The sequence below is a fragment of the Geodermatophilus aquaeductus genome (assembly GCF_900182545.1).
In the GTDB taxonomy this organism is placed as follows: domain Bacteria; phylum Actinomycetota; class Actinomycetes; order Mycobacteriales; family Geodermatophilaceae; genus Geodermatophilus; species Geodermatophilus aquaeductus.
On the sequence record NZ_FXTJ01000001.1, the window covers coordinates 830,001 to 841,131 of the forward strand.

General features: G+C 73.9%; 11 protein-coding genes and 2 tRNA genes. 9 read left to right on the forward strand and 4 right to left on the reverse strand.

What is annotated here, in order from left to right:
• Nucleotides 1–28 precede the first annotated feature (28 nt).
• The 5 genes from gyrA to FN207_RS04075 all read left to right on the forward strand — a co-directional run bounded on the left by gyrA (nucleotide 29) and on the right by FN207_RS04075 (nucleotide 3,867).
• On the forward strand, nucleotides 29–2,497 hold the full coding sequence (gyrA, locus tag FN207_RS04060) for a DNA gyrase subunit A (protein ID WP_142457008.1): 2,469 nt from the start codon (nucleotides 29–31) through the stop codon (nucleotides 2,495–2,497).
• Nucleotides 2,498–2,773: 276 nt separating this feature from the next.
• A complete protein-coding gene (locus FN207_RS04065) occupies nucleotides 2,774–3,376 on the forward strand; it encodes a DUF3566 domain-containing protein (RefSeq protein ID WP_246065743.1) in 603 nt (200 codons plus the stop codon).
• 84 nt (nucleotides 3,377–3,460) lie between these two features.
• Nucleotides 3,461–3,534 (forward strand) — tRNA-Ile (locus FN207_RS04070).
• A 71-nt stretch (nucleotides 3,535–3,605) separates the two neighbouring features.
• Nucleotides 3,606–3,755 (forward strand): DLW-39 family protein, encoded by a 150-nt coding sequence (locus FN207_RS26140; RefSeq protein WP_185938143.1) that lies wholly within the window; start codon nucleotides 3,606–3,608, stop codon nucleotides 3,753–3,755.
• Nucleotides 3,756–3,794: 39 nt separating this feature from the next.
• Nucleotides 3,795–3,867: transfer RNA gene (locus FN207_RS04075), tRNA-Ala, on the forward strand.
• Nucleotides 3,868–3,883: 16 nt separating this feature from the next.
• On the opposite strand, the gene FN207_RS04080 is transcribed toward FN207_RS04075, so the two are convergent.
• Entirely contained in the window at nucleotides 3,884–4,510 is a 627-nt protein-coding gene (locus FN207_RS04080) for a hypothetical protein (protein ID WP_142457010.1), read from the reverse strand.
• A 304-nt stretch (nucleotides 4,511–4,814) separates the two neighbouring features.
• Here FN207_RS04080 and FN207_RS04085 point away from each other — a divergent pair, with 304 nt between their 5' ends.
• Nucleotides 4,815–5,348, forward strand: a complete 534-nt coding sequence (locus FN207_RS04085; RefSeq protein WP_142457011.1) for a peptidylprolyl isomerase — start codon at nucleotides 4,815–4,817, stop codon at nucleotides 5,346–5,348.
• Nucleotides 5,349–5,479: 131 nt separating this feature from the next.
• A complete protein-coding gene (locus FN207_RS04090) occupies nucleotides 5,480–6,250 on the forward strand; it encodes a rhomboid family intramembrane serine protease (RefSeq protein ID WP_142457012.1) in 771 nt (256 codons plus the stop codon).
• A gap of 19 nt (nucleotides 6,251–6,269) precedes the next feature.
• Here the strand turns inward: FN207_RS04090 and FN207_RS04095 are convergent, their stop codons facing one another.
• Nucleotides 6,270–6,677 carry a PH domain-containing protein gene (locus tag FN207_RS04095; protein ID WP_142457013.1) on the reverse strand — a complete coding sequence of 136 codons (408 nt, stop codon included), beginning with the start codon at nucleotides 6,675–6,677 and terminating at the stop codon, nucleotides 6,270–6,272.
• Nucleotides 6,678–7,140: 463 nt separating this feature from the next.
• Nucleotides 7,141–7,413: a cell division protein CrgA gene (gene crgA / locus FN207_RS04100; RefSeq protein WP_142457014.1), complete on the reverse strand. Its 273-nt coding sequence runs from the start codon at nucleotides 7,411–7,413 to the stop codon at nucleotides 7,141–7,143.
• A 140-nt stretch (nucleotides 7,414–7,553) separates the two neighbouring features.
• Here crgA and FN207_RS04105 point away from each other — a divergent pair, with 140 nt between their 5' ends.
• Complete coding sequence (locus FN207_RS04105) at nucleotides 7,554–8,318, forward strand: DUF881 domain-containing protein (protein WP_142457015.1); 765 nt, start codon at nucleotides 7,554–7,556, stop codon at nucleotides 8,316–8,318.
• A gap of 25 nt (nucleotides 8,319–8,343) precedes the next feature.
• Nucleotides 8,344–8,994 (forward strand): aminodeoxychorismate/anthranilate synthase component II, encoded by a 651-nt coding sequence (locus FN207_RS04110; protein WP_142457016.1) that lies wholly within the window; start codon nucleotides 8,344–8,346, stop codon nucleotides 8,992–8,994.
• 62 nt (nucleotides 8,995–9,056) lie between these two features.
• On the opposite strand, the gene pknB is transcribed toward FN207_RS04110, so the two are convergent.
• Complete coding sequence (gene pknB, locus FN207_RS04115; protein WP_142457017.1) at nucleotides 9,057–11,036, reverse strand: Stk1 family PASTA domain-containing Ser/Thr kinase; 1,980 nt, start codon at nucleotides 11,034–11,036, stop codon at nucleotides 9,057–9,059.
• Nucleotides 11,037–11,131: the final 95 nt, after the last annotated feature.

Sequence of the window (11,131 nt, forward strand, 5' to 3'; positions counted from 1 at the left end):
CTGAGCACCGAACCGGAGAGACCCCAACGTGACCGAGACCCCTGCCCGCGACCGCGTCGAGCCGGTCGACCTGCAGCAGGAGATGCAGCGCAGCTACATCGACTACGCGATGAGCGTCATCGTGGGTCGCGCGCTGCCGGAGGTGCGGGACGGCCTCAAGCCGGTGCACCGCCGCGTGCTGTACGCCATGTACGACCAGGGCTTCCGCCCCGACCGCAGCTACGTCAAGTGCGCCCGCGTCGTCGGCGAGGTCATGGGCAACTACCACCCGCACGGTGACTCGGCGATCTACGACGCCCTCGTGCGGCTGGCCCAGCCGTGGTCGATGCGCTACCCGCTCATCGACGGGCAGGGCAACTTCGGCTCGCCGGGCAACGACCCCGCGGCGGCCATGCGCTACACCGAGGCCCGGCTCACGCCGCTGGCCATGGAGATGCTGGCCAACATCGACGAGGAGACCGTCGACTTCCAGCCCAACTACGACGGCAAGAACCAGGAGCCGCTGGTCCTGCCGGGGCGCATCCCCAACCTGCTCATCAACGGCTCGGCCGGCATCGCCGTCGGCATGGCCACCAACATGCCGCCGCACAACCTGCGCGAGGTGGCCGAGGCCGTGTACTGGGTGCTCGAGCACCCCGACGCGGAGCCGGAGGAGGCCCTCACCGCCTGCATGGAGCGGATCAAGGGCCCCGACTTCCCGACCCACGGCCTGATCGTCGGCCGCGACGGCATCGAGGACGCCTACCGCACCGGCCGCGGGTCGGTCCGCATGCGCGCGGTGGTCACCGTCGAGGAGGACGCCCGCGGCCGCGTGCAGCTCGTCGTCACCGAGCTGCCCTACCAGGTCAACCCGGACAACCTGGCCGAGGCGATCGCCGAGGGCGTCAAGGACGGCCGGCTGCAGGGCATCAGCGAGATCGCCGACGAGTCCAGCGACCGCGTGGGCCGCCGGCTGGTCATCACCCTGCGCCGCGACGCCGTGGCCAAGGTCGTGCTGAACAACCTCTACAAGCACACCCAGCTGCAGACGTCCTTCGGCTGCAACATGCTCTCGATCGTCGACGGCGTCCCGCGGACGCTGCGCCTCGACGAGCTGGTCCGCCTCTACGTCGACCACCAGATCGAGGTCATCCAGCGGCGGACGCGCTACCGGCTGCGCAAGGCCGAGGAGCGCGCGCACATCCTGCGCGGCTACGCCAAGGCCCTCGACCAGCTCGACGCCGTCATCGCGCTCATCCGCAGCAGCGAGTCCGCCGAGGCCGCCCGCACCGGCCTCATGGAGCTCCTCGACGTCGACGAGATCCAGGCCGTCGCGATCCTGGACCTGCAGCTGCGCCGGCTGGCCGCCCTCGAGCGCCAGCGGATCATGGACGAGCTGGCCGAGATCGAGGCCCGCATCGCCGAGCTGCAGGCGATCCTCGACTCGCCGCAGCGCCAGCGGGAGATCATCCGCGACGAGCTGACCGAGATCGTCGACAAGTACGGCGACGACCGCCGCACGCAGTTCGTCGCCAACGACGGCGACGTCTCGATGGAGGACCTCATCGCGGAGGAGGAGGTCGTCGTCACCATCACCCGCACCGGCTACGCGAAGCGGACGAAGAGCGACCTCTACCGCTCGCAGCGCCGCGGCGGCAAGGGCGTGATGGGGGCGGCCCTCAAGCAGGACGACCTCGTCGACCACTTCTTCGTGGGCTCCACCCACGACTGGATCCTGTTCTTCACGAACAAGGGCCGGGTCTACCGGGCCAAGGCCTACGAGCTGCCCGAGGCCAACCGCACCGCCCGCGGCGCGCACGTGGCCAACATCCTGGCATTCCAGCCCGACGAGAAGATCGCCCAGGTCATGCAGATCAAGGACTACGGCGTCGCGCCGTACCTGGTCCTGGCCACGGCGAACGGGCAGGTCAAGAAGACCCGCCTGTCGGACTTCGACTCCCCGCGCAGCGGCGGCGTCATCGCGATCAACCTGCGCGAGAGCGACGAGCTGGTCGGCGCGGCGCTCATCGACCCGGAGCAGGACCTGCTGCTGGTCACCCGTGCGGCGATGTCGATCCGGTTCAAGGCCGACGACGCCACGCTGCGGCCGATGGGCCGGGCCACCGAGGGCGTGCGCGGCATCGCGCTGGCGCCCGGTGACCGGCTGCTGGCGATGATGGTCGTCGAGGAGGGCGTCGACGTCCTCGTCGCCACCGAGCGCGGCTTCGCCAAGCGGACCGGCATCGAGAACTACCCGGCGCAGGGCCGCGGCGGCAAGGGCGTGCTCACCGCCGACCCCAAGGCACGCAAGGGCGCCCTGGTCGGGGCGCTCGCCGTCCGCCTCGGCGACGAGCTGTACGCCATCACCTCCGGCGGCGGCGTCATCCGGACGCCGGTCAACGGCGTGCGCCACAACAAGGACCGGGCCACCATGGGTGTCAAGCTCATGAACTTGCCCGAGGACGTGACGATCGTGGCGATCGCCCGGACGACGGACAACGACGAGCCCGCCGCCTAGGGTGAGACCGGGAGCACGGCGAGTGGCGACCTCGGGTCGCCGCTCGCCCCCGGCTCCCACTGACGGGAACGACCGGCGCCCGGGCGCCTCCGGCACCGCGCCGGGACGACCGGACGCGACGACGCGGCGAGGGCCGCAGGCGAACGGGAGAACGGCATGAGCGACCGGCCGCAGGCGGTGCGCACCGGGGTCCGCCCGGACGGCGCACCGGGAGCGGACGGCACGCCGGTGACGGGTGCGTCTCCGGCGGGTGCGTCTCCGGTGGGTGCGACGTCGGTGGGTGCACCGCCGGCCGGGCAGCCGGCCGCGGGCGGTCCGTCGCTGGCCAAGCCGGCCACGGGCCAGGTCCCCGTCCAGGCTCCGGGCCAGTTCCCGGCCGACGCCACCGTCCCGCCGCCCTCGGGCAGCACCCAGGTGGTGCCCCCGGCCTCCGTCGCGCCACCGCCGCCGGCCGCCGGCGCCCGCACCGGGCAGCAGCAGGCGGCCGCCAAGGGCAAGGGCCGGGGCGCCCGCGGTCCGCGCCGGGCGCGGCTGCAGCTGCGGCACATCGACACCTGGTCGGCGCTGAAGATCTCGCTGGTCCTGTCGATCGCGCTGTTCTTCGTCTGGATGGTCGCGGTCGGGATCCTCTACGGCGTCCTGTCCGGCCTGGGCGTCTTCGACACCCTCAACGACCTGTTCGGCCAGCTGGGCACCGCGTCGGACGGTGAGGGCGGCAGCAACGTCATCACCCCGGGCATCGTCTTCGGCGGCGCGGCCGTCATCGGCGCGATCAACATCGTGCTGATGACCGCGCTGTGCACCGTGGCGGCGTTCGTCTACAACCTCTGCGCCGACCTGGTCGGCGGCCTCGAGGTCACGCTCGCCGAGCGCGACTAGGAGGTGGGCCTCCCCTGCGGGGGAGGCCACCCTCGACCCCGCGTCAGGGCCCGGGAGGGCCCAGGTATGCTGGTCGAGGTCCACGGGCCTGTAGCTCAGGCGGTTAGAGCGCATCCCTGATAAGGATGAGGCCGGAGGTTCAAGTCCTCCCAGGCCCACCCGTGTACCGGTGCCCCCAGCACCGCGGCAGCGAGGCCCCGTCCGTGGCCGCCGTCCCAGGAGGTACCGCGTGCTCAAGAAGCTGGCCCTGGCCGCAGTCGCGGCCGGCGCCGTCGCCGTCGTCCGCCGACGGTCGTCCGGCAGCGGCACGCGCGAGGCGGACCTCTGGCACGAGGCCACCAACGGGCCGCAGTCGGTCAGCCGCCCCACCGCCCGCTGATCCCCCGCTCCCGTCCGGGAGCTCCCGGGACCCAGCCCGGGGGACGTAGCTCAATTGGCAGAGCACCGCCTTTGCAAGGCGGGGGTTAGGGGTTCGATTCCCCTCGTCTCCACTCCCACGACCGCGGGTCAGCCCGCGTCGACCGCCACGGTCACCGTGACGGACCCGGCGTTGTTGTCGTACCAGCCGGGGGCGCCCTGGTACCAGTGCCCGTCGGCGAAGCCGAGGAAGAGCCGGGTGGCCTCGTCCGGGGCGGCGACCCGGAGGTCCTCGCCGTCGCCGATGAGGAACGTCTGGCCGATCTCGGGCTCCACCGGGCGCGTGGTGTCGACGTCGGTGACGTCGAGCCGCGGAGGCGCCTCGCCCTGCGGCGGGTCCTCGGTGAGGAAGACCCCGACGAGGAACATCCCGTTCTCGCGGTGCTCGATCCCGGAGATCCCGCCGGACGACTCGAGGTCGGTGGTCCCGTACCGGCCGCCGTCGCCCGCGGGGCCGACCTCGTCGGCGTAGAACTCGATGGGGGTGACCCGGCCGCCGACGTCCGGGAAGGTCACGACCCGCCCCTCGCCCTCGGGCAGCCGCGACAGGACCGGCGGCTCCCCGCCCCCGCCGCCTCCGGGCTCGGGCGGGACGTCGATCCCGGCACCGAAGACGTTGGCCTCGCCCGGGACCTCGAGCGCGCCCTCCGCGCTGCCGGTGGTGACCGCCACGATCCCCCAGACGAGCAGCCCGCCGGCCGCCGTGGCGGCGGCCACCGCGGCCACCCGGCGCCCCCGGGGTCGCCGCTCGCCGGGGACCCGGTCCGGCGGGGCCGGATCCGGGGAGAGACGACCCGGTGCGGACGTGCTCATGGCGGTCCCCTCTCGCACGCGTGAGAGGACCGTGGCCCGCCGGCGGACCCGCTCGATGAGGACTCGATGAGGATCCGATGAGATCCGGCGGCCGGCTCAGCGCGCGAGGTGCGCGGCCGGCGGAGTCGCTCGAGCGCATCGCGGGGGTCCGCGGGAGGTCCCCGGGCTGACCGGGAGCCGGCCGCGCTCAGGTGGGAGAGTGGAGGGCGTGACCGAATCGACCTCCGCACGCCGTGCCGTGCTGCACACCAACCACGGCGACATCACCGTCGACCTGTTCCCCGACCACGCGCCCAAGACGGTCGCGAACTTCGCGGACCTGGCCGAAGGCCGCCGCGAGTGGACGCACCCGGCCACCCGGCAGAAGACGACCGACCCGCTCTACGACGGGACCGTCTTCCACCGGATCATCGACGGCTTCATGATCCAGGGCGGCGACCCGCTCGGTCAGGGCTTCGGCGGGCCGGGCTACCAGTTCGGCGACGAGTTCCACCCCGAGCTGACCTTCAACCGGCCGTACCTGCTGGCCATGGCCAACGCCGGCCCGGGCACCAACGGCTCGCAGTTCTTCATCACCGTCGGCCCCACGCCGCACCTGAACCGCAAGCACACGATCTTCGGCGAGGTGGCCGACCAGAGCAGCCGCGAGGTCGTCGACCGCATCGCCAAGGTGCGCACCGGCCGCAACGACAAGCCCGTCGAGGACGTCGTCATCCAGTCGGTCGAGGTGCAGCGCAGCTGACCACCGGTCCCGACGACGACGGGGGCGCCGGCCGGCCGCCGGCGCCCCCGTCGGCCACCTGCTACCGCCACCCGGACCGGCCGACGGGGATCCGGTGCACGCGGTGCGACCGGCCGATCTGCCCGGAGTGCATGACGCCGGCCTCGGTCGGCTTCCAGTGCCCCGACGACGTCCGCGCGGGCAACGCCGGGGTCCGCCGCCCCCGGCCGACCCCGGGCCTGACCCGCGCCCGGCGCCGGTTCGGCCCGGTGACCGTCTCGCTGGTCGCCGTCAACGTGGTCGTCTTCGTCATCACCGCGGTGTCGGCGGTCTCCGTCGGGGAGAGTCCGCTGGACAACTGGCGCTCGCCGGTGTTCCAGGAGTTCTCGCAGGTCCCGGTGCTCGTCGACGTCCTCGGCGAGGACTGGCGGCTGCTCACCGGTGCGTTCCTGCACATCGGGATCACCCACCTGCTGCTCAACATGCTCAGCCTGCTGATCTTCGGCCCGGAGCTCGAGGGACGCCTGGGCTGGTGGCGCTACCTCGCCGTCTACCTGGTCTCCGCCCTGGGCGGCGCCGTGGCCATCCAGCTCTTCGGTGAGCCCGGCCGGCCCGTGGCGGGCGCGTCGGCGGCCCTCTACGGCCTCCTGGGAGCCCTCGGCGTCCTCATGCTGGTGGCCCGGCAGGACCTGCGCGGCCTGCTCACCCTGCTGGCGATCAACGTCGTCATCAGCTTCCTGCCCGGGGTGTCGCTGCTCGGCCACCTCGGCGGCCTGGTCGCCGGCATCCTGGCCACGGTCCTGCTCGTCCTCGCCCGCCGCCGCACCGCCCTGCAGGCCGGGGGACTGGTCGTCCTCGCCGCGGCGCTGGTGACCCTCGCGCTCGCCGTCCCCGCGCCGCTGGTCGTGCTCGGCTCGCTGTAGCGACGGCCCCGGGCGGCCCTCAGGCCGGCCGCAGCGCCTCGAGGGCCCGGGCGACGGCGGCCGGGTCGGTGCCCAGCTCGCGGCGGCCCAGCAGCACCAGGGTGCCCGCGTCGTCGGGACCGGCCGCGGTGTCCAGCTCCAGCAGCCGCGAGCGCATCCCCAGCCGCCGCGTCGTCCGCAGCCGCACCCGCAGCCCGGGCCACGGCAGCCGGCTGCGGCCGCCCAGCGTCCGCACGACGACGCCGGCGCCGTCGGCCGCCAGGCGGGGCCGGAGGACGACGTCGCGCAGCGCCACGGCCAGCAGCAGCACGCCGGCGGCACCCACCAGCACCCGGCCCGCGGCGTCGAGGGTCAGCGCCACCAGCACGAGCAGGGCGCCCCCGAGACCCAGCGCGACCGTCTCCGCCGTCCGTGCCGACCACTGCACGTCCCCAGCCTCCCAGGCCGTTCCTCCGTCCACAGGCCCGGGGACCTGGGGACGGCGTCCCGCGCCGGGGGATATGCCCTGTTCGGCGCGCGTGTCGACTCCTCGACTGCAGGTCCGTGCTCGCTGTGGGTGACCGTCCTGGCACGGGGGTCATGTCGACACATCCACAGCTGGGTACACAGCTGGGGACAAAGCACAGAGCTGTAGTTACTCGGCTGCCCTTCTCGTCACACGCGCCCCATCCGTAGGGAAACCGCAGGTCAGCGGCGTGGACTCGAACACCCGTTCTCCACATGCGGTGGACAACCCTGGGGGCGGAGCGCCATGTCGACCTGTGGATGCGCCGGTCGGCTGTGCACAGCGGTGCACACCCCCGGTGTGGAGGTCTCCGCGGGTCCCGTGTACGCACAGAGGCCCCCGTCCCGGGCGTGGGACGGGGGCCTCTGTCGAGGGTCGGACGGGGCTACCGCCAGCGCATCGACATGATCAGGCCGAGCACCATGGCGCCGAAGCCGATGGCGAAGTTCCACGCCCCCAGCGACACCATGAACGGGATCTGGTCGCCGGCCACGTAGTAGACGACGATCCAGAGCAGGCCCAGGACCATGAGCCCGACCATGAGCGGTGCGTACCAGCGTGGGCTCGGCGCGACGGCGCGCGCGTTGGCCGCCCGCGACTGCAGCACGCCCTCCGGCGGGGTGTAGACCGACTTCTTGCGGACCTTGGACTTGGGCACTGGGGACCGTCTCCTGCTGACTCGCTCGGCTGCCGGTCCGTCGCGACCGACACCATCTCGCGCCCAGCCTAAGCTCCGAGGGGAGCCGCACGGTCCTCCCGACGGTCGTGCCGCCCCCTCGCGTCCCCCCAGGAGCCGCTGTGACCCCGCCCGAGCCCCCGGCGACCGTCCGCCGCGGCCGCTCGTCCTGGGGCGCCCTGGTGCCCGTCGTGGCCCTCGCCGCCGGGCTGCTCTTCGCGACCTCCGGCCAGACCGCCGAGGGCTCGGACCTGCGGGCCGGCGACGTCACCGAGCTGTCGGGGCTGATCGCCCAGCGCGACGAGGTCATCGCCGACCAGCAGGAGCAGCTGGCCGACCTGCAGCGCCAGGCCCGCGAGCTCACCGACCAGGCCGCGTCCCGGGACGGCGCCGTGGCGGAGGCCCAGCAGGCCGGGGACGCCGGCGCCCTCTCGGCCGGTCTGGTGGCCCTGCGCGGCCGCGGGGTGGAGATCACCCTCGACGACGCCCCCCGCCGGCCCGACGGCAGCCTGCCGGTCGGCGCCCGCCCCGACGACGTGGTCATCCACCAGTCCGACGTCCAGGCGGTCGTCAACGCCGTGTGGGCCGCCGGGGCCGACGGCGTCGCCATCATGGACCAGCGGCTGGTGGCCACCAGCGCCGTCCGCTGCGTGGGCAACGTGCTGCTGCTGCAGGGGCGGACCTACTCGCCGCCGTTCGTCGTCACCGCGATCGGCGACCCCGCCGCCATCCGCGCGCAGCTCGCCGCCTCGCCGCAGGTGGCGGTCTTCCAGCAGGCGGTCGAGGACTTCGGGCTGACGTTCGGCGTCCGGGACCGGCCGGAGGTGGCGGTGCCGGCGTACACCGGCACGCTGGACATGGCCTACGCCACAGCCGCTGACGGCTGAGCGGGCACTGCGGTACACAGGGACCGTGAGCCGGCCCGTCCTCGTCGTCGACAACTTCGACAGCTTCGTCTACAACCTGGTCCAGTACCTGGGCCAGCTGGGCGTCGAGTGCGTCGTGCGGCGCAACGACGCCGTCACCGTCGACGAGCTGCCCGACCTCGACGTCGCCGGCGTCCTGCTGTCCCCCGGACCGGGCACGCCCGCCGACGCCGGGGTGACCGTCCCCATGGTCCGCGCCGCGGCGGGGGCCGGGACGCCGGTGCTGGGCGTGTGCCTGGGCCACCAGGCGATCGCCGAGGCGTTCGGCGGCGAGGTCGTCCGGGCGCCGGAGCTGCTGCACGGCAAGACCAGCGAGGTCGTGCACGACGGCGCCGGGGTGCTCGCCGGGCTGCCCTCGCCGTTCACCGCCACCCGCTACCACTCGCTGGCGGTGGACCGCGCCACGGTGCCCGACGAGCTCGAGGTCACCGGCGCGACGGAGTCGGGCATCGTCATGGCGCTGCGGCACCGCGAGCTGCCCATCGAGGGCGTGCAGTTCCACCCCGAGTCGGTGCTCACCGAGGGCGGCCACCAGATGCTCGCCACGTGGCTGGCGACCTGCGGCCTGGCGCCCGACCCCGCCGTCGTCGAGGCGGCCGCAGCCGGAGCACGCAGGCTGACCGCCGCCGGCGCCTGACCCCGGACGACAGAAGGGCCCCTCCCGTCCGGGAGGGGCCCTTCTGTCGTCTCTGCAACGCCTCAGCCGCCGGTACCGCCCGTACCGCCGCCAGGACCGCCACCCGTGTTCTCCTCGCCGGTACCGGTACCCCCGCCGGTCGGCTCGTCCGGGGCCTCCCGGTACACGATGAGCCGGATCTCACCGTCGGGCGCCACGGACGAGCCGGGCGTCGGCTCACTGCCCGCGACCGTGCCCACGGTCTGGCCGCCGTCCGCGGGGAGGTCGACGATGGTGATCGTGCCGGTGAAGCCCGCGGCGGCCAACGTCTGCCGGGCCTGCTGCTCCGTCTGGCCGACGATCGCGGTGGGCACGCTGATCTCGGCCGCGCCGCCGGACACCTGCAGGGTGATCGCCTGGTCGGCGCCGGCCTGCTGACCCGCGGCGGGGTTGGTCGCGATCGCGGTGCCGGCCGGCTGGTCGGAGTCCACCTCGCTGACGGTCACGTTGGTGAACCCGGCGTCCAGGAGCGCCTGCCGGGCGGCGTCCTGGGCCTGGCCGGCCACGTCCGGGACGGCGTCGGTGCCGTCGGAGACCGACAGCGTGACGGTGGTGGACGGCGCGACCGCGGTGCCCTCCTCCGGGTCCACCGCGACCACGGTGCCCTCCTCGGTGAGGGAGTCGGCCTGGTCGGAGTTGACGTTGCCGGTGAACCCGGCGTCCTCGAGCGCCGTGCGGGCCCGGTCCTCGTCGAGGTCGACCACCTGCGGCACGGTCACGGTGTCGGGGGCGACGCCCACGGTCAGGGCGACCTCGCTGCCCTCCTCGACCTGCGCGCCGCTGTCGGGGTCGGTGTCGAGCACCGTGCCGACCTGGGCCTCGTCCGAGACCTGCTGCCGCGTCACCTCGGCGGCGACCGTGAGGCCGGCGGCCTCGATCGCGGCGCGGGCCTGCTCCTCGGTCTGCCCGACCAGGTTCGCGGGCACGGCGACCTGCGCGGCGGCCTGCGGCTGCTCGTCGTCGCCGGAGTTGACCAGCAGGGCCACCCCGACGACGGCGCCGATGAGCACGAGCGCGCCGACGACCAGGGCGATCACGCGGTTGCGCTTGCGCCGGCGCGCGGCCTCGTCGTCGTCCCAGTCCCCGTCGCCGTAGGCACCCGGGGTGGCGCCGAGGATGGTGGTCTTCTCCTCGTCGCCCATGACCGGCGTGGCCTCGACCCGCTGCCCGGCCAGCGCCCGGAGCAGGTCGTTGCGCATCTCGGCGGCCGACTGGTACCGGTTCGCCGGGTTCTTGCTCATCGCCTTCATGACGATGGCGTCGAGCTCCGGCGGGATGGCCGGGTTGACCGAGGACGGGAGCCGCGGGTCCTCGCGCACGTGCTGGTAGGCGACCGAGACCGGCGAGTCGCCGGTGAACGGCGGCGCGCCGGTGACCAGTTCGTAGAGCAGGCAGCCGAGCGAGTAGACGTCGGAGCGGGCGTCGACGGCCTCGCCGCGCGCCTGCTCGGGGGAGAGGTACTGGGCGGTGCCGATGACCGCCGCGGTGGAGGTCATCGTGGCGGCGGAGTCCGACACCGCGCGGGCGATGCCGAAGTCCATCACCTTGACGGTGCCCTGGGGCGTGATCATCACGTTCCCGGGCTTCACGTCGCGGTGCACGATGCCGTTGCGGTGGCTGAAGTCCAGGGCGGCGCAGATGTCGGCGGCGAGGGTCATCGCCCGCTCCGGCGGCAGCACGCCCTCGCGGCGCAGCACGTCGCGCAACGTCTCGCCCTCGACGTACTCCATGACGATGTAGGGCGTCGCGCCGCTCGGGGACCGGTCCTCGCCGGTGTCGTACACCGCGACGATCGACGGGTGGTTCAGCGACGCCGCCGCCTGGGCCTCCCGCCGGAAGCGCACCTGGAACGACGGGTCGCGCGCGAGGTCGCTGCGCAGCACCTTGACGGCCACCTCGCGGCCGAGCCGCAGGTCCCGGCCCCGGTGCACCTCCGCCATGCCGCCGCGGCCGAGCACCCCGCCGATCTCGTAGCGCTCGCCGAGCACCTGGGGGGTGGTCATCGGTGGTCCTCTCGGGCGGTGCTCTGGCGGCCGGCGGGCGCCCCCGGGCAGGCGGGAGCGCCGGGCGCGGGCCCGGTTCCGGCGGTCACCCTAAC

Excerpts from the sequence above, each read along its gene's own strand:
- FN207_RS04090 (WP_142457012.1), top strand. The coding sequence starts at position 5,480 with ATGACGCCGGCCTCGGTCGGCTTCCAGTGCCCCGACGACGTCCGCGCG.
- pknB (WP_142457017.1), bottom strand. The coding sequence starts at position 11,036 with ATGACCACCCCCCAGGTGCTCGGCGAGCGCTACGAGATCGGCGGGGTG.